This window comes from Hydrogenovibrio sp. JE_KL2 (genome assembly GCF_009296185.1).
In the GTDB taxonomy this organism is placed as follows: Bacteria; Pseudomonadota; Gammaproteobacteria; order Thiomicrospirales; family Thiomicrospiraceae; genus Hydrogenovibrio.
Window position 1 is genome coordinate 97,386 of sequence record NZ_WBJR01000001.1, and the last position, 21,725, is coordinate 119,110.

A 21,725-nucleotide genomic window follows, 5' to 3' on the forward strand; every position below is an offset into this window, starting at 1 on the left:
TAACGTAACCAAGAGAGAGCACTATGGCAATATTTCCAAAATCTTGGACGACTCCGCGAGTAGAACTGGATAAAGCATCAAAAATTTGGCTCACTATCGCCAGTTTTGCGATTCCACTTTTGCTTTGGAGTTTAGTCAGTTATGTTCCGTTTCTTTGGCATCCTGACATTAAAGTGACTGACCCGGGTAACGTGAGTTATTTCCGTGAAGGCACTCTGGTTAAAAAAGAGATTTTCGAGCGCGAAGTTGACAAGCGCTTAGCAATCAAAGGTGAAAATCCCGCCAATATTCCACAGGGCATTCCTGCCAACCCGGTTTACTTGCCAGCACCACATGAAGTTGCCTTGGCGATGTATACCGCATTTACCACACCACCGAAACGCTTCAATGAGCCTTGGTTACACCAAAGCCTTTGGCACTCTGTTCAAATTATCTTTTGGGGCTTTTTCTGGTCAATGGTCTTTGGCGTACCGCTCGGCATTCTAGCGGGTACCTACGACTCGGCATCTAGAATAATTGAACCCTTTACTGAGTTTTTCCGCTACTTACCCGCACCCGCATTTGGCGCATTGGCGGTTGCAATCCTAGGGATTTACGATGCGCCGAAAATCGCCATTATCTTTATCGGAACCTTTTTCCAAATGGTGCTGATTGTCGCCACCACTACCCGTAAGTTGAACATGGCTTTGGTAGAGGCAGCGTTGACACTGGGTTGTAAAGGCAAGTCCTTGATCCGCAGAGTGATTTTGCCAGGCGTTCTGCCAGACTTGTTCCGTGATATGCGTATTTTGTTGGGCTGGGCGTGGACCTATCTGATCGTTGCGGAACTGATTGGAACCAGCTCGGGGATTACTTGGTTTATTACCCAGCAAGCACGCTATAAAAACTTCGACAATGTATTCGCTGCGATTTTGATGATCGGGATTTTGGGAATCGTCACCGACATGATTCTGGCGAAACTGGGGAAACGTATGTTCCCTTGGCACAATGCAGGGTAAGCGGAGAGAAATATGACTGAAACGACTATGAATATTGAAAACGCACATCCACTGGACAAATGGGTTACACCGGAGATTGCAGCACGTAACGACCGCATTGAGATTCGCCCTGTTGCGCTGGAAATCAAGCAACTTCATAAATCCTTTGAACACAAAGGCAAGGTCAACAAAGTCTTGAACGGCATTGATTTCACCACTCACAAACGCGAGTTTATCTGCGTGGTGGGGCCTTCAGGTTGTGGTAAATCGACTTTGGCAAGACTGGTTGCCGGTTTGGAGCAGAAAGAAAGTGGCCACATTCTGGTAGAAGGCAAAGAGGTGACTGAACCTGGCCCGGATCGCGGTATGGTGTTTCAAAGCTATTCTTTGTTCCCTTGGATGTCGGTCAAACAAAACGTAATGTTTGGTCTGACCCAAGCCGGTATGGCGAGAAATACAGCCGAAGCGGAAGCGCTACAGTGGATTGACTTGGTTGGGCTTTCCAAATTCGTCGATGCTTACCCTCACCAGCTTTCAGGTGGGATGAAGCAACGTGTGGCGATTATCCGCGCCTTGGCGAATCAGCCGAAAATCCTGTTGATGGATGAGCCTTTTGCGGCACTTGACCCAAAAAACCGTTTGAAAATGCAACAGTACCTATTGGAAATCTGGCGCAATATCGACATCACGATTTTCTTTATCACCCATGATTTGGATGAGGCGATTTATCTGGCAGACCGCATTTTGGTGCTGGATGCCAATCCTGGTAGAGTAAAAGAAGTAGTCAAAGTACCACTGCCTAGACCAAGAGCGGATGACACGCTTTTGACTGAAGAGTTTTTGGCCACCAAGGCCTATTTAGAAAGCCTTGTGCACCCTCCGGAAACGGAAGAAGAGGAGTCTATGGAAGACAAGCTCAGTATGGTGCGCATGGTTCCCGTTAACGCAGAAGTACCGGATATTTATTAATATGGCACAACAACCCACTCATCTCGTAAGAACCAGTGCCTCGTTACCAGCGAAGGTGTTGGAAGATTTAGACAAACTGGTCGTCGATCGTGGTTTTAACAATCGTTCCGCTTTATTGGCGGAAATGATTCAAAAGGAAGTGGCTTCCTATCGCCAAAACTTCACCAATGAAGTTATGGCAGGCACCTTGACCTTGGTGTTCGACCATTCTATTCCCGGCTTGCAGCAGAAATTGAATCAACTTAAGCATCAGTATGTTGCGGAAATCATTTCCTCAACACAGGTTCAGTTGATGGATCAGCACACGCTAGAAGTGAACTTGATGCAAGGCCCTGCACAGGACTTGAAACGTATCAGCGATGAAATGCTATCGAATCGCGGCGTGAAAACCGGAAACCTTTATTTAACCCATTCAGCTTTGCCACCCATTTTTACAAGGGGGAAAGACGCAAAACAGGAGAAGTCGGATGACTGAAAACAACGCGAAAACCACACCAAAATCTGCCAGGTTGGGGGATTTGATCTGGCGTGAAAATCTACCTGGCGGCGCACACTGGTCGGGCGTGATTCGCCGTGGAACCGTTTTGAGAATCACCGATGTTCAAGGTGGTGCCAACGCCTCCATGTTGATCAACAATATTGAAGTGAAAAACGAACGCTACAACATGCCGGATACCCTGAAAGCGCAAAAGACCGCTTTCCTGACAACGCCGAATATGTGTTTCAGTGATATGGGGCGGGTGATGTGTTCCATTATTGGCGATACCTGCGGTTGGCATGACACCATCGGTGGTATTTCAAATGCTCGTATCGTTGAAAAAAAATACGGCGCGAAAAGTTACCAAAAGGCACATAACGACTACTACAAAAACGGTTTCGACAGCTTGATTAACGAGTTGGAAAAATGGGGCTTGGGTGTCAGCGATATCATGCCGAACATCAACTGGTTCAGCAAAGTGCGTGTTGAAGATTCGGGTGCCATGACCTTTGTTGAAGGCAACTCTAAAGCGGGCGATTGCGTTGATTTACGTTTTGAGATGGACTGTATCGTCAGCATTGCGACGGCGCAGCACCCGCTAGACCCTAACCCGAAATATGACCCGAAACCGATTGAATTAAGTGTGTTCAAAGCCATGCCTGTTGGACAAGATGACCCTTGCAGATTGCATAGAGCGGAAAACGAACGTGCTTACTACAACACCAAGATTTACTATGGAGAAAATCCAAATGGCTAAGATGCAAACAGAAACTTTTGACGATAACCGTATTGTTTACCGTGAAGTGGTGGAAGCAGGCAAGCCTTGGATGCATGAAGTCAAAGCTGGTCAATATTTCCGTATTGTCGACTTGGAAGGTAACCAAGCGGTCGATACTTTGTTCTACAACGCCAAAGACCACTCCGAACGTTATTCGGCGGCAGACACCATTCGTGAGCAGGGCAATATCTACCTGACCACAGGCAGTGTGTTGCAGTCCAATATGCTAAATCCGATGTTGACGATTGTTGACGACACTTGCGGGCGTCACGACACCATCGGCGGGGCTTGCTCGGCAGAGAGTAACACCGTGCGTTATGCGATAGAAAAACGTCATATGCACTCTTGCCGCGATTCGTTCCTGATGGCATTGAACACTTGTGATTGTCATGCCGACAAGCCAATGACAAAAGGGGATTTGGCGAGCAATATCAACTTCTTTATGAACGTTCCGGTTTCTCCAGATGGGCATTTGGATTTTGATGACGGTATTTCCGCACCGGGGCGTTATGTTGAGATGCAGGCGCACATGGATGTATTGGTGTTGGTGTCAAACTGTCCGCAATTGAACAACCCATGTAATGGGTATAACCCGACGCCGGTCGAGATGATTATCTGGGCTTAAAGGGGCATCAGCGACTCAATTGCGTTGTTGAGCGGTTTCAATATTGAACGAACTTGAAATTTGTAACGGAAAATCTAGGACGACCTAGTTGAAATAAAACCTTCAGAACGATCTGATAAAAGGAAAACCCATGTTTAAAAAAGTGCTGATTGCAAACCGCGGGGCCATTGCGACTCGCATCATCCGCACCTTGAAGAAAATGAATATCGCTTCCGTGGTGTTGGCATCCGATGCCGACCGCGCATCTTTGCACGTCAAAGAAGCCGATGAAGTCATTTTCCTCAAGGGTAATGCCGCAACAGAAACCTATTTGAATGTGCCTTTGATTCTTGAGCGAGCCAAGGCTTTGGGCGTGGAAGCTGTTCATCCGGGCTATGGCTTCTTGAGTGAGAATGCCAGCTTTGCCGAAGACTGTGAACATATGGGCATTCGTTTTATCGGGCCGTCTCCTCAACATATTCGTGATTTCGGACTGAAACACACCGCCCGTGAGTTGGCGATTGAAGCCAAAGTGCCATTATTACCCGGGTCGGGATTATTGGATTCGTTAGAAGAGGCTTTGGGTGAAGCTGAGCGTATCGGTTATCCGGTGATGTTGAAAAGTACTGCGGGTGGCGGTGGTATCGGTATGCAGAAATGTGATACGCCGCAGGTGTTGTCGGAAGCTTTTGAACAGGTCGCGCGTTTGAGTCAAAACTCTTTCGGGCAAGCTGGGATTTTCCTGGAAAAATTCGTCGTCAATGCACGTCATATCGAAATCCAGATTTTCGGTGACGGCAAAGGCAAGGTCGTTTCATTGGGTGAACGTGATTGTTCTTTGCAACGTCGTAACCAAAAGGTGGTGGAAGAAACGCCTGCAGTAGGTATCAGCCGTGATATGGTTGCCGAGATGGAAGCCCATGCAGTCCGTTTGGGAGAGTTGGTCAGCTACCGTTCTGCCGGAACGGTGGAATACGTTTATGACGCTGACGCACAGCAATATTATTTCTTGGAAGTCAACACGCGCTTACAGGTGGAACACGGTATCACCGAAGCGGTAAGAAATGTCGATTTGGTCGAGTGGATGGTGCAGGTTGCGTTTGACCAAAATCTACCAGGTCGGGGGGAAGTGAATCCTGCGACCGGGCATGCGATTGAAGTACGTGTCTATGCCGAAGACCCATTTAAAAACTTCCAACCAAGTTCCGGTAAGTTGACAGGCTGGCAAATGCCGACAGATTGTCGAGTGGACACTTGGTGTTCCAAAGGGCAGGAAGTCAGTTCTTTCTACGACCCGATGTTGGCAAAAATCATCGTCACCGGTAAAGACCGCGACGAAGCGGTTAAGAACCTGAACAAAGCACTGAAATCGACCAGTATTCACGGGTTTGAAACCAATGTGTTTTATCTGGAAGCTTTGAGTGAAGCGCCAGCGTTTATCAAAGCGGAAGGGTTGTATACGCAATTTTTGAACAGCTTTACCCATGAACCTTTTACTGCGGAAGTGACCAATCCGGGCACGCATTCCATGTTAGTGAGTTATCCGGGGCGTGTTGGTTTTTGGGATATAGGCGTGCCTCCTTCCGGGCCGATGGATGCGTTATCGCATCGTTTGGCAAACCGTTGTTTGAACAACCCTGAAGACGCCGCAACCATCGAGATGACAGTGTCCGGCATCAGTTTGAAGTTTGATCGCGATACCGTGATCTGTATCACCGGTGCCGATATTCAACCGACTTTGGACAAAGAGCCGATTCCTATGTGGAAGCCGGTGCCTGTCAAAGCGGGGCAGCAGCTTAAGTCTAAAGTCATCAAGGATGTCGGACAACGTGCTTATCTGGCGGTGCTGGGTGGTTTTGATGTGCCGGATTACATGGGCAGTAAAACGACTTTCTCGCTAGGCGGTTTTGGTGGACACGGTGGTCGACTGCTGCGTGCAGGGGATGTGTTACGTCTAACGCGTCAGAGTAGTCAAACTAGCCAAGGTATTAGCGATGCCGTGTTGAACGATTTGCCGGAAGGATTGATTCCAACACTTAATAATCGAGCCGAAATCGCGGTGATTTACGGCCCTCAAGGCGCGCCGGATTTCTTTACCGATGAAGATATCGAAACCTTTTTCTCAATGGATTGGGAAGTGCATTACAACTCCAGCCGCACCGGGATTCGTCTGATTGGGCCAAAACCAAAGTGGGCGCGTAAAGATGGGGGTGAGGCGGGCTTGCACCCATCAAACATCCATGACAACCCTTATGCTATTGGTGCCATCGACTTTACGGGTGATATGCCGGTTATATTGGCGCAAGACGGTCCAAGTTTGGGAGGCTTTGTTTGTCCGGCAACCATTATCGAAGCAGAGCAATGGAAAATGGGGCAATTGCGTCCGGGCGACAAGGTGCGTTTCAGACCCGTTTCCATTGAGACAGCAGAAGCAGAACTTAAAGCGCAAGAAGCCGCCTTGGTCGGTTTATCTGACTGGGTATTGCCGGATACCAAATTCCTTGCATCACCAACAGAACAATCCTGTTTGGCACTGGAAATTTCCTCGGACGAGCATGAGTTCGGTGTGAAGTATCGCCGCTCGGGTGATAGCCATTTGTTGATTGAGTACGGTGCGATGGAGTTGGATTTGGCATTGCGTTTCCGTATTCAGGTATTGGTCGAGAAGTTGAAAACTTTGAAAGACCAAAGTTCAGATGAAGACCCAACCTGGCAGTTTTTGCGTGATTTGACCCCGGGTATTCGCTCTTTGCAGGTGCACTACAACCCAAGACAAATTTCGCAGAATGAGTTGATTCAAAAACTGAAAGGGCTGGAAGACGAGATTTCCTCGGCAAAAGATTTGACGGTGAAAAGTCGTATCGTTCGCCTGCCTTTGTCTTGGGATGACCCCAGTACGCGTTTGGCCATCGAGAAATACATGACCACGGTGCGCCCGGATGCACCATGGTGTCCGAGCAATATCGAGTTCATCCGTCGTATCAACGGACTGGATTCCATTGAAGATGTGAAGCGTATTGTCTTTGACGCCAAGTATTTGGTCATGGGCTTGGGGGATGTTTACTTGGGGGCGCCAGTGGCGACACCGTTGGATCCGCGTCACCGCTTGGTGACCACTAAATACAACCCGGCTCGTACTTGGACGCCGGAGAACGCTGTCGGAATCGGTGGTGCTTACATGTGTGTTTACGGCATGGAAGGCCCGGGTGGTTATCAGTTTGTTGGGCGTACCATTCAAATGTGGAATGCTTATTTCAACACCCCATTCTTCCAACAAGGTAAGCCTTGGTTGTTGGACTTCTTTGACCAGATTCAGTTCTATCCGGTGAGTGAAGAGGAATTGGCGCAAGCGAGAAACGACTTCCCGCTTGGGCGTTACGATATCGACATCGAAGAGACCACGTTGTCTTTGAGTGCCTATCAGGCATTTTTGGCAGAAGAAGCTGATAGCATCCAAACTTTCCAAACGAAACAGCAGGCAGCATTTGAAGCCGAGCGTCAGCGTTGGGAAGAAACCGGACAGGCGAATTTTGAGTCTACTTCGGCACAGGAAGAAGTGCTGGGTGAAACGCCAATAGAAATCCCGGAAGGGTTTGAAGCGGCATTGTCACCGATTACCGGAAGTGCATGGAAGATTACTGTCAAACCGGGGGATAAGGTTGCAGAAGGTGATGTCATCGCCATTCTGGAAACTATGAAAATCGAAATTCCGGTCGAAGCGGAAAGTGACGGAATTGTCACCGAAATTTTGGTGAATGAAGGGGATTTGATTCAGAACGGGCAAGCCATCATGATTTTGGAGGTCGCAGACGCATGAGTACCAAACATAATTTCGATTTGAGAATTTCTTCCCTTCGTCAGGCTTATGCGGATGGAGAACTCTCTCCTAGAGAGTTGATGACTTTGTTGGTGGAAAAAGCGGAGTCTTATGAAGACCACAATATTTTCATCCATCTGTTATCCGATGAAGAGCTTGAACCTTATCTGGCTAAGCTTGAGGCATGTGACCCGAGTAGCCTGCCTTTGTGGGGGATTCCGTTCGTCATCAAGGACAACATTGACCTGGCGGGTGTTCCGACAACGGCGGCTTGTCCTGAATATGCTTATGTACCGGAAGCTTCTGCGACCGTTGTTCAACTTTTGGTGGATGCCGGTGCCATTCCGCTCGGTAAGGCAAATATGGACCAGTTCGCGACTGGATTGGTCGGCACGCGTTCCCCTTATGGTGTTTGTCATAACGCTTTCAACTTTGACATGATTTCCGGTGGTTCAAGTTCCGGTTCTGCGGTTTCTGTGGCATTGAATTTATGTAGTTTTTCACTGGGAACCGATACAGCAGGTTCAGGGCGAGTACCAGCGGCATTCAATAACCTCATCGGTTTGAAGCCATCCAAAGGGTTGCTGAGTACCAAAGGCGTTGTGCCTGCCGTGCGTTCGCAAGACGTGGTGAGTGTGTTCGCGTTGAACTCTCAGGATGCCTATGAGGTGTTTGAAGTGGCGGCACAAGCCGATGCGGAAGACGAGTTCAGCCGTAAGGAAATGGATTTGATGCCACCGGCTTGGGGGGCTCGTCCGGTGCTGGGGATTCCAAGCTCGGAAACCATCAGCTTTGCCGGAGACGAACAGGCAGAGAAGCATTTTTATGACTCGATTGCCGAGCTGAAAAAACAGGGCTATGAAGTCAAAGAGATCGACTTCCAACCATGGCTGGATACCGCCAAGCTTTTGTATGAAGGTGCTTGGGTTGCCGAGCGTTACGTTGCCATTGAAGCCTTTATGGAAACACACGAAAGTGTCATGGATCCGAGTGTGGGGGCGATTATCGCAGGTGCGAGAAAACTCAGCGCCGCGGATGCCTACAAGGGCAGTTATGCCTTGCAGAAAGCACAGGCAGTAACGGCATCGTTGTGGCAAGACATTGATTGTATGTTGACGCCCACCACGCCAACTATCTACTCAATCGAACAAATGCAAAACGACCCGATCAAGCTGAACTCGGTATTGGGAACCTATACCAACTTCATGAACCTATTGGATTATGCCGCGTTGGCAATGCCAACAGGTTTTAGAGAAGATGGCTTGCCAATCGGTTTGACGATGTTTGCACCTGCTGGAACAGACAGGTTGCTTATGAAGCTTGCTGATAAATTACACGGTCATTTTGTACCGACTTCGGGCGCGAAAGAAACGCCGGTAACGCCAACGCATTCAGAGTTTTTTGCGAATCCACATGCTATTCCGCTGGCTGTGGTTGGTGCGCATTTGACCGGCTTCCCTCTAAACGGGCAGTTGATTGAACGTGGGGCGAAATTGTTACAGACCACGAAAACCGCGCCAAAATATAATTTCTATGAGTTGTCCGAAAGACCGATATTGAAACCGGGTTTGGTCAAAAACGAAGCGGCTGGCGTTAGTATCGAAGTGGAAGTTTGGGCGATGCCGAAGCAACATTTGGGTTCTTTCCTTGCGCTGATACCATCGCCATTGGGATTGGGTAAAGTCGAACTAATCAATGGTACGCAGGTTGTTGGGTTTGTCTGTGAACCTTACGGTATTGAAGGCGCCAAGAGCATTAGTCAAACCGGCGGTTGGCGTAACTGGATGGCGGTTAGAAAAGATTAAAATCAACTTGGTTCAAATATGTTTCATCCACACTTTAGACTCCGGTTTTTCTCAAAAATTTAATGGAGAAAAACTGAAGTTTTCCTAAAAACCCCATTAAATTACCTTGTTTTCTTTGCTGTGTTTTGTACAATCAAAAGCAGTACTTTCATTTTTATTAAGTAATTCAAATTTAACAGTTTTTTCAGAAAAAGCTTTCTGAAACGAACCTGTTGTCTTTATTGCCTCTAGGGAGGTGATTGTCATGCGCCAATAGCTTTGTATGCGATTTAAGTGTATGCGCATGTCGAAAATATCAACCGCCAAAACCTTGAACAAAGGGAAGGATAGGTGTCGATGTCTACTACAAGGAAGTTATATATAGCACTCATCAGCGTTCATGGATTGATACGCGCCAAGAATCTTGAGCTGGGTCGCGATGCCGACACCGGCGGTCAGACCCTGTATGTGTTGGAGTTGGCGCAAGCTTTAGCCAAGCATCCTGCTGTAGGGCGGGTTGACCTGTTTACCCGTAAGGTGGTGGATAAAGAAGTTTCCAAAGATTATGCAGAGCCTTGTGAGCGGCCGGAAGATAATTTCCGCATCATAAGAGTGGAGGCAGGTCCTGAACGCTATTTGCCGAAGGAGCAGTTGTGGGATCACCTTGATGCCTTTACCGATAACATGATGGATTACTTTCGACAACAGAACGATTACCCCGATATCCTTCACAGTCATTATGCCGATGGTGGCTATGTCGCCGAGCATTTGGCAAACCAACTCGGTATTCCCTTGATTCACACCGGACACTCTCTGGGGCGTGTTAAGCGCAGGCGATTGTTGGCAAGCGGGCTGACTGCACAGGAAATAGAAACCCTCTATAACATGACGCGTCGGATAGATGCCGAAGAAAATGTACTGGCAGTAGCAGAGAGAGTGATTACCAGTACCCATCAGGAAATAGAAGAACAATACGAACTTTACGATTTTTACCAACCAGAAAAAATGCGGGTGTTACCGCCCGGAACCAATCTCAATAATTTCCAACCTCCTGATGGCGATGAGTTGGATACCCCTTTGTTTTACGAGTTGGTGAAACACCTCAAAGAGCCTTTCAGACCAATTATTTTGGCACTTTCCAGACCGGACAGACGTAAAAACATTGTCGCGCTGGTGGAAGCCTATGGGCAATCCTTGAAGTTACAGTCCATGGCGAATTTGGTTATCATCGCGGGGAATCGTGACGATATTGATGAATTGGATCAAGGTGCACAAATGGTATTCCATGAATTGTTGATAGCGATAGATCGTTATGATCTCTATGGAAAAGTGGCTTTGCCAAAGCACCATAAGCGCGATCAGGTCTCGTTGATTTATCGTATTGCCGCGGCCTCAAGGGGTATTTTCGTCAATCCTGCACTCACCGAACCCTTTGGTTTAACCTTGATCGAGGCGGCGGCTTCCGGTTTGCCGATTGTTGCTACCGAGGACGGTGGACCCCGTGATATTGTCGGCAACTGTGACAACGGTATTTTGGTGGATCCTTTGGAGACGCAAGCCATTAGTGATGCCTTGTTGAAGTTGTTGACCTTTCCTGACCTGTATAAACGCTATGTCGAAAACGGTTTGCGTGGCGTGCGGGAACATTATTCATGGCAAGCCCATGTTGAGCGTTATCTGGATGTGATTGACTCGGTGGCGGACAGCTCACAACGACTTCAGGCAAAACCCATGGTGCGTAGTCAGGAACTTTTCCCCGACAGAGCTTTTGTCACTAGTCTGGATCAGAATTTGATGGATGATGGTGAGGCATTGCAGCAGTTGGTTGGGCTGTTACGGCAAAACCGGAAAAACACCTTGTTTATCATCGCAACGGGTCGACGTTTGGATTCCGCTTTGAAGTTGATGAAACGACATGGCATGCCGGAGCCTGACATTCTCATCAGTAGTGGTGGTACGGAAATCAACTATGCACCCAAACTAACCATGGACACGGCATGGAGTCGCCATATTGATTATCAATGGACGAGATACAAGCTGAAAGAAGTCCTTAAAGACTATCCAGGATTGAAGCGCCAACCTAAGGAAGAACAAAGTTTCTTTAAACTCAGTTACTACATTGATCCTGAAATAGCGGATGTTGAAGAGATTAAACGCTTGCTTCATCAGGAGGATTTGTCGGTCAATGTGCAGATGTCATTTGGAAAGTTTTTGGATATTTTACCGATAAGGGCTTCAAAAGGCATGGCACTACGCTATGTCGTCGGGCAATGGCAAATCCCGCTTGAGCGGGTTTTCGTGGCTGGGGGCGCAGGTTCGGATGAAGATATGATGCGAGGCAACCCTCTGGCGGCAGTGGTGGCAAACCGTCATGCAGAAGAGCTGTCCCAACTGGTGGATGTGAGCAGAATTTATTTTGCGAAACAGCCTTATGAAAAAGGGATTTTAGAGGCGTTATCTTTTTACGATTTCTTTGGCGAGTGTCATGATCCTAGGGAGGGAAAAATCGCTAGTGAAGAAAAAATTCTGGAGCCGGAAGGTCTATGATGCATCATCCTTTATTGTTATGTACGGATTTGGATAGAACCATGATTCCCAATGGCATTCAGCCGGATTTCCCCGAATCACGGCAGTTTTTTTCGCAATGGTGTCGTTCTGAAGCGGTTTGCTTGGTTTATGTCACCGGTAGGCATAAGACCTTGGTTGAGGAAGCGATAGCAAGCTACCATTTGCCCATGCCAGATTATGCCATTACCGATGTGGGTACCAAAATTTATAAGATTACGGATGGTCATTGGCAAAATTGGTCTGATTGGGAAGATGAAATTTCCGGTGATTGGAACGGCTGGGATAATGCCGATATTCGTCGATTGTTAGCGCCTTTTTCCGCGCTTAAAGCACAGGAAGAGGCTAAACAGAACACCTACAAGGTTAGCTACTATGTTTCGCCCGATGAAAATGTCGATGAGCTGCTGGAGCAGGTAGGGGCCAACCTGGCAGAAAATGGCATCAAAGCAAGCTTGGTTTGGAGTGTGGATGAAACGCAAGATATCGGGTTATTGGATATTCTGCCATCGGAAGCAACCAAGTTGCATGGAATACGTTTTTTGCGGGAGCGGCTGGGGTTTCCGAAGCACAAGGTGTTTTTTGCGGGAGACAGCGGAAACGACTTACCGGTTTTGGCGAGTGATATTCTTTCAGTATTGGTTGCGAATGCCACTGAAGAAGTTAAGCAACAAGCGGTAAATTTAGCAAAACAAAATGGACATGCGTCGACACTCTATTTGGCAAAGAAGCAAGGGCGACGTAATGGGAATTATGTGGACGGAATATTGCAGGGATTGGAATATTTTGAATTCTGTAACAGCGTGAATGACGTTAAGGCAGATAGTAAGGATGGAGACTAGGTGATGGCTGCGGAAAAGACTTTGGTAGTGGTGTTTGGTGAGGTGTTGTTTGATTGCTTTCCGGATGGAGAGGAAGTATTGGGTGGCGCGCCTTTTAATGTGGCCTGGAACTTACAGGCGTTTGGCGATGAACCGGTGTTTGTCTCACGTATCGGCAATGACCCCAGGGGACAGAGGATCGTCTCGGAAATGCGTCAGTGGGAAATGAACCTGAGTCAGTTACAGGTTGACGCCACGCATCCGACCGGTCAGGTTGAAGTCGCTTTGCTGGGGGGTGAACCGCATTACACCATCACCACGGATTGTGCCTATGACTTTATTGACTATCACGAAATCAAACCTATGCCGGAAGAAAGGATTGTTTATCACGGTACGCTTGGCTTGCGTAACCGAGTGGCTCGCCATGCATTGGTTGAGTTGACGTCTTCTTTTGGAAATTCCATTTTTGTCGATGTGAATTTACGCGACCCCTGGTGGAAAGAGGAGGAAGTTTTTTACTGGTTGGATTCTGCTCGCTGGGTGAAACTCAATATCGATGAATTGAGAAGGTTGGGCTTTTTTAATGAAAACTTGGAGCAAGCCATGAAAGAGCTTCAAGATAGGTTCGATTTGGAACAAGTGATTTTGACTTGCGGTGCAGACGGCGCTATGGTGGTTGATGACGAGGGCAAACTTTATCAAGTACAGCCTGAACCGGTCTCTGATTTGGTCGATACTGTCGGTGCGGGAGATGCTTTTGCATCCGTTTATCTTCACGGCTTGGTGCAAGATTGGCCGATACAGAAAACCTTGGAAAGCGCGCACAAATTTGCTTCACAAGTCATCGGACTTCGCGGGGCAACGACAAATGATAAGGACTTTTACGGCACGATCCTAAATACCTCTAAAGAGTAGAAGGCATCTTATGTACGAACAAATTTCGCACACACTGTTAAATGACATTCTCAACCAAATCAAACCGGAAATCTCCAACGCGGATTTGCGCCACTTCTACACGCGCCTTGGCGCCAATTTCTATGCCATCCACTCCTTATTTGAAAAGCTGTATGGTGATCGTGACGACTTTCAGGAACATGCCCTGCGCTTGGTTGAAACCATGGCGCGCAAATATATCAACCGACCAGAAGAACTGAAAAACGCCGATGCAGAGCGTGAGCGCGACTACAACTGGTTCTTGAGTCAGAAGTGGGTTGGGATGGCGTTGTATGCCAATGGTTTCGGTGGCGATTTGAAAGGGGTTTGCAACCATTTGGGTTACTTCCAGGAGTTGGGGGTGAACATGGTGCATATCATGCCGATCATGAGGTGTCCCGAGGGAAAAAGTGATGGCGGTTATGCGGTCAGTAATTTTCGTGAGATAGATGAACGCGTTGGCTCCTTGGAAGATTTGACGAGTTTGGCGGATGAGATGCGCCAACGGGAATTGCTGCTGGTGATGGATGTGGTGCTTAACCATACCTCCGACGAACATGAGTGGGCGGAAAAAGCCAGAAAGGGTGATCCGAAATATCAGGATTACTACTACACGTTTGAGAATCGCACCGTGCCTGATATGTTTGAACAAAGCATGTTGGAAGTCTTTCCGCAAACCGCGCCAGGTAATTTCACCTGGGATGAAGAAATGCAACGTTGGGTAATGACGGTGTTCAACAACTATCAATGGGATTTGAACTACAACAATCCGGCGGTGTTGATAGAGATGCTCGACGTCATTTTGTTCTGGGCGAACCAAGGGGTGGATGTCCTGCGCTTAGACGCGGTAGCGTTTTTGTGGAAAAAAATCGGTAGTACCTGCCAGAACGAACGTGAAGCCCATCTGATTCTGCAATTGTTGAAAGATTGCTGTCAGGTGGTGGCTCCGGGGGTGTTGTTTATCGCCGAGGCGATTGTTTCCCCATCGGAAGTGATTAAATACTTCGGGGAAGATGCTGTCATTGCCAAAGAGTGTGAGATTGCCTATAACGCGACCTTCATGGCATTGATGTGGGATGCGGTCGCCACCAAAAATGCCAAATTGCTGAATCATGGTATCAAGAGTTTGCCGGTGAAATTGGATAGAGCCACTTGGCTGAACTATGTCCGTTGTCACGATGATATCGGGCTGGGGTTTGATGATCGTGATGTCATTTTGGCAGGATATGAGCCCGCTTCGCATAGACATTTCCTTGTGGATTACTTTTTAGGGAAATTCGATCACTCGCATGCACGAGGCTTGCCTTTTGGGCAGAACCTGAAAACGGGAGATACGCGTATTTCGGGTTCATTGGCTTCTTTGGTAGGGTTGCAATATGCGATAGAAACCGGTGATATTGAGGCGACAGATAACGCCATCAAAGTGATTTTGTTATTGCACAGTTTGATTTTCTCTTTTGGTGGTATTCCGTTGCTTTATTATGGCGATGAGATCGGCACACTGAATGATGACTCCTATTTAGCGAATCCTTACAAAATGGACGATACGCGTTGGGTGCATAGACCGACAATCAATTGGGAAAAGGCGGACTTAAGGAATGTACCCGGAACGGTCGAATATGCTATTTTCAGTGCGCTCAAGCGCATGATTGCCGTTAGAAAAGAAATTGAGGTATTTGCCGATTTCAACAACAGAGAGTTGATTGAGGTGGATAACCCAAATTTGTTTGTCTTCGAACGTTACAACCTACATAGACAAGGGGATCATGTGTTGGTGGTGGCTAATTTCCATTCCGAACCTCAGTATTTGAACTTGTCGGAAATAGGTGAGTGGAAACAACAACAGCATCAGGTTGTTGATCTCTATACTGGAAAGTCGGCGGATATTTACAAGGATACGCTGGTGATTCCACGCTTTGGTTTTTACTGGTTACACTTGGCGTAAATTGCTTGGTGAAAGAGATGTTTAGATAGATGGGTTGTTTAGAAGTGCCTGATGACACCTCTAAACGGCCATGACACTTTAGAACAGGTGACTATAACGTTTGATTTCCCATGCAGAAACCGTCTTGTGATATTCATCCCATTCCTGTTTTTTGTAACGAATGAATTCATTGCGAAGTTCTGAACCCAAGACTTCTTCAATAAATGGATCCGCAGCAAAAGCTTCAACGGCTTCGCCAAGGTTTTGAGGTAGGAACTCAATGCCTTTTGCTTGACGTTGCTCTTCAGTCAATTCATATAGGTTTTCTTCTTGCGCTTCGCCCGGATTCAGCTTTTCTTTAATGCCTTGTAGGCCAGCAGCCAGTACAAGCGCAGCAGCCAAATAGGGGTTGACCGCACCGTCGGCATTACGGGATTCAAAACGCCCGCCACCCATTGGCACACGCAAAGAGTTGGTACGATTGTTTGAGCCGAAAGAGTTGAACACCGGCGCCCAAGAGAAGGTTGCCATATCCCCCTGACGAATCAAACGCTTGTAGCTGTTGACGGTTGGTGAAAATACCGCGCACAGTGCAGGACCATGTTTCAAAACACCGGCAATGAACTGGTAACCGATTTCGGTTAGGCCGAGACCTCTAGGATCCTCTTTCGGATCACACTTAAAGACGTTTTCGCCAGTCTCCTTATCGAATAAAGACATATTGAAGTGTGCGCCGTTACCCGTTTTGTCCGCAAATGGCTTCGGCATAAAGGTCGCAAGCAGGCCTTCTTCCTTAGCATAATGTTTGGCCATATAACGGAAGAAGATAAAGCGATCACACATCGTCAGTGCGTCGCTGTACATGAAGTCGAACTCATATTGTCCGTTGGCATCTTCATGATCCAAGGAGTACAAATCCCACCCAAGATCGTTGATGGTGGTTGCCATCTTATCCAACCACTCAAAGCGGTTCATAAAGCTTTGTACGTCATAACAAGGTTTGGTTAGCTTGTCGTCTGGATCAGGAACCGACAGGCTTCCGTCTGCTTCTTCCTTCAATACAAACAACTCACACTCGATGCCCAAGTTGAAACCAAAGCCCATTTCTTCGGCTTGCTCCAAAACTTTTTTCAACGCGACACGCGTGTTGATTTCGTAGGGTTCGCCATGCAGTGTGTTGTCTGCAGCCATCCACATAACTTCAGGTTGCCATGGCAGTTGAATCGCGCTATTCAAGTCCGGTACAGAAGCGATTTCATCATCGTTAGGTCTTTGACCCAGACCATCCAACGCATAACCCGTGTAAAGTTCAGAGCCTTTAACCATATGCCCTAAATGATCAATCGGTACAAATTTTCCTTTTGGGATGCCGTGTATGTCGACATAGGCGCCAAGACAATATTTAACGCCTTTAGATTTCCAATCTGCTTGCAGTTGTTTAACATCAATTTCACTGTTCATTTGAATCTCCAAAATTCAAGTTGTTCAATTAGGTTATTTATCGCTGTTGATAGGTGAGTGATAAGAGTAGGGTAAGGGCGGTTGTTCCTTAATACCTTTGTTAATAACATCGCTTAGGTCGCTGACCATCCAGCTGAATAATTCTTGGCCTTTTTCAATTGAAGCTTCACTAGGCTTACCTGTAACCCCATTTAGACTGGTACGGTTCACGGGATGAGAAAAGACGCAGTTCTCTGTGCGGTCTGGATCGTCACTTTCTTTCAGCTTATCGGCTCTGACCATTTCCGGGGCAACAGCCATCATCAAAGAGGTTTCAGCTTCATTTGCGTGCCAATCGTCGGCATCCCAAAAATGACGTTCCCTAACTCTTTCGCTGATGGTTGCAGAGTTGATTAGGGCTACCATCAAGTCGTCATGTTCGGCACGTAGCATTTCCAAAGCGCAACGCAAAGGGGCGAAATTTGAAACGTGACTGTTGAGGATGAAGAGTCTTTTGAAGCCGCTGTATGCAACCCAATCACCGATTTCTTTAACTACGTCAATTAGGGTTTTAGGTTGGAGAGCGATAGTGCCCGGCCATTTTTTTGAGTGCCCGATAGAGCAGCCATAAGGCAGCGTCGGTAAAACGGCGATATCGGTTATTTCACCGATCGATTTCGACAGTTTCTCTGCTATTTCCGAATCCATGCCGCAGCCCAAGTGTGGGCCATGTTGTTCAGTTGCGCCGACAGGTAATAACGCCGCACAGGAACCGGCTGAATCGGCTTTGGTAAATTTCTCGACCTCTTGCCAGGTCATGTGATGCCATTGCATAATGACTCCAATAATTATTACGAATTCATAAAAACGTAATAATTAAAAAACAAGAAAGAGCCCAATGAAAATTTTATTTTCAATTTCAAATACTTGCTTGAAAAATGGGGTGAATTTTGGTGGTTTTTATGTTCAAAACCTTCCCTTAAAAGGGAATATATTGTTCATTATGGTGCAGGAAGAGGTCTGCTTGGTGGGACGGCTTCAAGGAGGGCGGCAACCAGAATGCAGGCACCGCCAATCATTTCAGTTGTTCCCATGGTTTCGCCTAGTATCAGGCTGGCGGAGACGACGGCGGTGACCAGTTCCAGAATAATGATGATAGAGGATTTTCCGGATTCCATTTTTGTAACGGCCCACTGTGTTGCCATGTTGGCTGCCATCATCCAGATTGCACCATAGGCAAGAAGGACGAACCATGCATAAGGGGTTACCGAAAGAAATACGGGTTCCCCTAATTGAAGTACGACGACAGTGGAAAGCAGAACCGCGCCAAAGAACATAAAGGACAATTTGAGCAAAACAGGCGTGGCGGTAGAGGCTCTATAAACGATGTTGTTCATGGCAAATAAAAAGCCGGACAAAACGGCGAGTGCATCTATCCATGTTGGGGGTGTGGTGAAGGCATTGAACCCGCCAATGACAAGGAATGCGCCTGTCAGTGAGAGCCCCATGCCGAGCCATCGTAACTGAGTGATTTTTTCTCCTAGAAAAATTCGGCCCCCCAGAACTCCCCATAGTGGCAACATGTAGAACAACACCATGGCACGTATGACATCGCCATAAATCATGGATGTATTAAACGCAAGTTGTGCGCCGCCACCCAATAGCATGACACCAATCAAGGCAGGCCAGTTTTTGGAAATAAGGTTTTTGTACTTCCATACAAAAGGCAATGTCACTACAAACATAATGCTGTAGACGAATAGGGTAATGGGAATGCCATTGAAGCCTAGTTCATGTAAGTATTTGAGGGGTAACCAAGTGAGTCCCCATAAAAACGATGCGCCAAGGAGCGTCAATACCGCGAAGGATTGCATAATATTCCTGTTGTGAGATTTTTGTTGTGGCTCTGAATCAGATTATGGGTGGGTTTCAGTAAAATTTTGGAAATCATGCTGTAGGGTTAGACTCATCCATTGGTTAATTTTCCAAATATCAGCTACCGGCATTTGGGTATAAGGCTGCAAATGACAGTATCCATCCGGGCCGAACTCTGGCGTTAATGTTGAGCCACTATAACCTCGCTGAGCCTGTTTTGCCCAAAACATTCGCCAGATGCGTTGATGGGAAAGCAATGCCTCATAATATTCGGGGGCGGCAGGAACAGGTACTTGAGGGCCTTGATCATAACCAACACGCCCATGAATGTGGTGGACTCGGTCGGCAATGGCTTCAATGGTGTCCATTTCCGAATCCATCAATCGCTCACAGACAACGCACCAGTGACTGATGTCTGCGGTCAACTTCATGTTTGGAAGGCTTTCGACAATCCTGCGTGTCACCCAAGGCGTGAAAAGAGAACGGCTACGATGTGTTTCAAAGCTCAGTGTGATGTTGTAGTCATCTGCAAGTTCAATCGCTTGGCCAAAAAAGTCAATGCTTTGGGATTCTTCCCACGCATCACAACCCGTAATACTGGTTGCAAATAAGGGTTCAATCATCATGCTGTTGTCTAGCTGACGTTTCAAGTCATCAAGGTGTTGTTGAGGTGACCAGCTTCGATCCGGGACATAATCGCCTCCAGTAACAATCTCGGCAATATAGTCACATCCGTTGTTTTGAATGGCACTCAGCATCCCCAGTTGTTGTTGACGGTTATCTGGCGCTTGACCTTCAATGCCACTGAAGCCTGCATCAATGGCTTGCTGGCAGGCTTGGTCGGTAGTTAGTTTATTGCCCCAAAGGGTTTTAAAAGTTTTAAGTTGCATATTAGATGGCATACTGGACGACTCAGCTTACTCGAAAAAATTCGGGAAGCGATTATGTTTTTGAAAGAACGCCCAATCATGGTTCGGCCAGATATCCGCTTGTAGGGTTTTGCCGAGTTTTTTCAGCTTTTGGATGCTTTCAATAGCCAGTTGATCTTGATCCTGCCAGCATAGGCCGGGAGCGATTTCGTCTTCAATATTTTCCATGAGATCAGCGGCGTCACCTGCCAATAGGATAGGGCTTCCTTTGGGTAGTTCTATCAGCATCGACATATGACCCGCAGTATGACCAGGGGTTTCTATGGCACTGACACCTGGGGTCAAATCATATTCTCCAGTTTGAAGTTTCCAGTTGAGTGGCAGGTCGAAATCTGAGGCAAAATAAGCTTCGTCAGCAGGTTGTTTTGCGGCATCTATTTCTCTGGTGTGCACGTGAACTTCCGCATTGCAGAACTCGCATAAACCTCCTGCATGGTCAAAGTGTAAATGACTACAGAAAATCACATCAACATCCTCTGGTACCAGCCCCAAAATTTCCAAACGATTTGGCAGGCGTTCCTCTTCATTCATTTCCGGCGGGCCAAAAGGGAAGCCTTCATGCTCGTAATAGAATTTACGCTTTTCCGTATTTTGGATTTTTTCGTAATCGCACCCTACGTCAAATAGGATACGGCCATTGTTGGTTTCTATAAGATAGGCGAGGATGGGGGCTTTAATGATTTCGCCATGACCTCTACCTCTGGTCGATAAGGTCTTCTCATAAGTGTGTCTGCCAGTCAGGATTGGCCAGAATTTTTTTACTTGTGTCATGCCATTCTCTCAATTCATCATTTTTAATGAGCGGTCAGGAAAGAGACGCCATCTACTCCGATAAAGGTTTCGCCTTCATCTGTTTTTACGTCTAAGTAGACCGGATCGCCATTCAAAATTCTGGGTATGCGATAGCGGTGAAAACTTTTGGCTAAGTGTCTCAAAGTTAAAACCTGGGATTTGTCCGAACCATAGATTTCCTGGTGTAGTTTTGGAAGTCGATACCAAGGTTGCAGTTGCTGGTCATGATGAACATTGTGGTAGCAGAAATTCAACACCAACAAGTTTACCCAAGGATGTCTTTCGGAAAGCAAATTTGAGTAGGTGTTTTTGTGCTCAAACACTCGATCTCGCATTCTCGCTTCAGGGCCACGTGGTTGGTCTAGGGTTTCAAAAACCTCGTAGGTGTGTTGGTGCACATCCATAAAGCGCATCACGGTCATGAACATCAGGTAGGCAATCGGATAGAAAATCAATACCTGCCAACCAATGCTTGCCAGCCACGCAAAAAATGCGATTCGAAGCGCGAGAACGGTCATGACGCGTGTACGTCGAGCCTTGCGGTTTTCCTTTATGAAAGGTAAAACTATTACCAAGGCATGCATCAGGATTTCCAATGCAGGAATATAAGCCCATTCAAGTGTTTTAATGAGCTTAAGAAATTTGGGATGTGGTTCGAGTATCGGTCTGAAATCAAATGAGACGATATCGGCACGGTCGATATGATGACGGTTATGTTTGTTTCGAATGTCTTCGAAATGTGAATAACTACTGCCCGTCACCCAAAGCAATAATTCGGCATATCTTTGGTTATGTTTTTTATCTCTGAACAGGCTCATGTGCGCTGTTTCGTGAATGAGATAGGCTGCAATCACCATAGAGTGTGCCAAGATAAAGGTACCTAATATATTTGCAAAGACATCATCTGAGACGATGAGAGCAAAACCACCTACATAGGTTGTGATGACATATGCAAAAGCTGCCAGGTTGGGTAAAAAGGCATCTTCATGTCGGAAAATAGGCTTGTCTTTCATGTTAGCCTCGTTTGTTATTCAAGAAA

General features: G+C 47.0%; 17 protein-coding genes. 11 read left to right on the forward strand and 6 right to left on the reverse strand.

Annotated features, from left to right (window positions below):
• Positions 1-23: 23 nt before the first annotated feature.
• From F8R13_RS00435 to F8R13_RS00485, 11 genes are all read left to right on the forward strand, one after another.
• Positions 24-998: an ABC transporter permease gene (locus F8R13_RS00435; RefSeq protein ID WP_152831218.1), complete on the forward strand. Its 975-nt coding sequence runs from the start codon at positions 24-26 to the stop codon at positions 996-998.
• Between the two features lie 12 nt (positions 999-1,010).
• The gene (locus F8R13_RS00440) at positions 1,011-1,946 is read left to right on the forward strand and encodes an ABC transporter ATP-binding protein (protein ID WP_152831220.1); all 936 of its coding nucleotides are present in this window, start codon (positions 1,011-1,013) and stop codon (positions 1,944-1,946) included.
• Between the two features lies 1 nt (position 1,947).
• Positions 1,948-2,421: a CopG family ribbon-helix-helix protein gene (locus tag F8R13_RS00445; protein WP_152831223.1), complete on the forward strand. Its 474-nt coding sequence runs from the start codon at positions 1,948-1,950 to the stop codon at positions 2,419-2,421.
• Positions 2,414-3,181, forward strand: a complete 768-nt coding sequence (locus F8R13_RS00450; protein WP_152831224.1) for an urea amidolyase associated protein UAAP1 — start codon at positions 2,414-2,416, stop codon at positions 3,179-3,181. Before F8R13_RS00445 ends, F8R13_RS00450 begins: the two co-directional genes overlap by 8 nt.
• The gene (locus F8R13_RS00455; protein ID WP_035629169.1) at positions 3,174-3,827 is read left to right on the forward strand and encodes an urea amidolyase associated protein UAAP2; all 654 of its coding nucleotides are present in this window, start codon (positions 3,174-3,176) and stop codon (positions 3,825-3,827) included. The genes F8R13_RS00450 and F8R13_RS00455 overlap by 8 nt, the downstream gene beginning before the upstream one ends.
• A gap of 130 nt (positions 3,828-3,957) precedes the next feature.
• Positions 3,958-7,623, forward strand: a complete 3,666-nt coding sequence (gene uca / locus F8R13_RS00460; RefSeq protein WP_152831226.1) for an urea carboxylase — start codon at positions 3,958-3,960, stop codon at positions 7,621-7,623.
• Positions 7,620-9,428 (forward strand): allophanate hydrolase, encoded by a 1,809-nt coding sequence (atzF, locus tag F8R13_RS00465; RefSeq protein WP_152831228.1) that lies wholly within the window; start codon positions 7,620-7,622, stop codon positions 9,426-9,428. Before uca ends, atzF begins: the two co-directional genes overlap by 4 nt.
• Before the next feature lie 336 nt (positions 9,429-9,764).
• Positions 9,765-11,954 carry an HAD family hydrolase gene (locus F8R13_RS00470; RefSeq protein WP_152831229.1) on the forward strand — a complete coding sequence of 730 codons (2,190 nt, stop codon included), beginning with the start codon at positions 9,765-9,767 and terminating at the stop codon, positions 11,952-11,954.
• The gene (locus F8R13_RS00475) at positions 11,951-12,814 is read left to right on the forward strand and encodes an HAD-IIB family hydrolase (protein WP_253806280.1); all 864 of its coding nucleotides are present in this window, start codon (positions 11,951-11,953) and stop codon (positions 12,812-12,814) included. The genes F8R13_RS00470 and F8R13_RS00475 overlap by 4 nt, the downstream gene beginning before the upstream one ends.
• Before the next feature lie 3 nt (positions 12,815-12,817).
• Positions 12,818-13,708 carry a carbohydrate kinase gene (locus F8R13_RS00480; protein ID WP_152831231.1) on the forward strand — a complete coding sequence of 297 codons (891 nt, stop codon included), beginning with the start codon at positions 12,818-12,820 and terminating at the stop codon, positions 13,706-13,708.
• Positions 13,709-13,718: 10 nt separating this feature from the next.
• On the forward strand, positions 13,719-15,671 hold the full coding sequence (locus tag F8R13_RS00485; RefSeq protein ID WP_152831233.1) for an alpha-amylase family glycosyl hydrolase: 1,953 nt from the start codon (positions 13,719-13,721) through the stop codon (positions 15,669-15,671).
• A 78-nt stretch (positions 15,672-15,749) separates the two neighbouring features.
• Here the strand turns inward: F8R13_RS00485 and glnT are convergent, their stop codons facing one another.
• The 6 genes from glnT to F8R13_RS00515 all read right to left on the reverse strand — a co-directional run bounded on the left by glnT (position 15,750) and on the right by F8R13_RS00515 (position 21,699).
• On the reverse strand, positions 15,750-17,111 hold the full coding sequence (gene glnT, locus F8R13_RS00490; RefSeq protein WP_152831235.1) for a type III glutamate--ammonia ligase: 1,362 nt from the start codon (positions 17,109-17,111) through the stop codon (positions 15,750-15,752).
• Positions 17,112-17,144: 33 nt separating this feature from the next.
• Positions 17,145-17,924 (reverse strand): creatininase family protein, encoded by a 780-nt coding sequence (locus tag F8R13_RS00495; RefSeq protein WP_216642571.1) that lies wholly within the window; start codon positions 17,922-17,924, stop codon positions 17,145-17,147.
• Between the two features lie 167 nt (positions 17,925-18,091).
• Positions 18,092-18,964: a DMT family transporter gene (locus F8R13_RS00500; RefSeq protein WP_152831237.1), complete on the reverse strand. Its 873-nt coding sequence runs from the start codon at positions 18,962-18,964 to the stop codon at positions 18,092-18,094.
• A 42-nt stretch (positions 18,965-19,006) separates the two neighbouring features.
• Positions 19,007-19,855: a sugar phosphate isomerase/epimerase gene (locus tag F8R13_RS00505; protein WP_152831239.1), complete on the reverse strand. Its 849-nt coding sequence runs from the start codon at positions 19,853-19,855 to the stop codon at positions 19,007-19,009.
• Positions 19,856-19,882: 27 nt separating this feature from the next.
• The gene (locus tag F8R13_RS00510) at positions 19,883-20,665 is read right to left on the reverse strand and encodes an N-acyl homoserine lactonase family protein (protein ID WP_152831241.1); all 783 of its coding nucleotides are present in this window, start codon (positions 20,663-20,665) and stop codon (positions 19,883-19,885) included.
• A gap of 23 nt (positions 20,666-20,688) precedes the next feature.
• Entirely contained in the window at positions 20,689-21,699 is a 1,011-nt protein-coding gene (locus F8R13_RS00515) for a fatty acid desaturase (RefSeq protein ID WP_152831243.1), read from the reverse strand.
• Positions 21,700-21,725: the final 26 nt, after the last annotated feature.

Bases quoted from the DNA above. Each gene is read 5' to 3' on its own strand.
- F8R13_RS00435 (WP_152831218.1), top strand. From the start codon at position 24: ATGGCAATATTTCCAAAATCTTGGACGACTCCGCGAGTAGAACTGGAT.
- F8R13_RS00440 (WP_152831220.1), top strand. From the start codon at position 1,011: ATGACTGAAACGACTATGAATATTGAAAACGCACATCCACTGGACAAA.
- F8R13_RS00445 (WP_152831223.1), top strand. From the start codon at position 1,948: ATGGCACAACAACCCACTCATCTCGTAAGAACCAGTGCCTCGTTACCA.
- F8R13_RS00450 (WP_152831224.1), top strand. From the start codon at position 2,414: ATGACTGAAAACAACGCGAAAACCACACCAAAATCTGCCAGGTTGGGG.
- F8R13_RS00455 (WP_035629169.1), top strand. From the start codon at position 3,174: ATGGCTAAGATGCAAACAGAAACTTTTGACGATAACCGTATTGTTTAC.
- uca (WP_152831226.1), top strand. From the start codon at position 3,958: ATGTTTAAAAAAGTGCTGATTGCAAACCGCGGGGCCATTGCGACTCGC.
- atzF (WP_152831228.1), top strand. From the start codon at position 7,620: ATGAGTACCAAACATAATTTCGATTTGAGAATTTCTTCCCTTCGTCAG.
- F8R13_RS00470 (WP_152831229.1), top strand. From the start codon at position 9,765: ATGTCTACTACAAGGAAGTTATATATAGCACTCATCAGCGTTCATGGA.
- F8R13_RS00475 (WP_253806280.1), top strand. From the start codon at position 11,951: ATGATGCATCATCCTTTATTGTTATGTACGGATTTGGATAGAACCATG.
- F8R13_RS00480 (WP_152831231.1), top strand. From the start codon at position 12,818: ATGGCTGCGGAAAAGACTTTGGTAGTGGTGTTTGGTGAGGTGTTGTTT.
- F8R13_RS00485 (WP_152831233.1), top strand. From the start codon at position 13,719: ATGTACGAACAAATTTCGCACACACTGTTAAATGACATTCTCAACCAA.
- glnT (WP_152831235.1), bottom strand. From the start codon at position 17,111: ATGAACAGTGAAATTGATGTTAAACAACTGCAAGCAGATTGGAAATCT.
- F8R13_RS00495 (WP_216642571.1), bottom strand. From the start codon at position 17,924: ATGCAATGGCATCACATGACCTGGCAAGAGGTCGAGAAATTTACCAAA.
- F8R13_RS00500 (WP_152831237.1), bottom strand. From the start codon at position 18,964: ATGCAATCCTTCGCGGTATTGACGCTCCTTGGCGCATCGTTTTTATGG.
- F8R13_RS00505 (WP_152831239.1), bottom strand. From the start codon at position 19,855: ATGCAACTTAAAACTTTTAAAACCCTTTGGGGCAATAAACTAACTACC.
- F8R13_RS00510 (WP_152831241.1), bottom strand. From the start codon at position 20,665: ATGACACAAGTAAAAAAATTCTGGCCAATCCTGACTGGCAGACACACT.
- F8R13_RS00515 (WP_152831243.1), bottom strand. From the start codon at position 21,699: ATGAAAGACAAGCCTATTTTCCGACATGAAGATGCCTTTTTACCCAAC.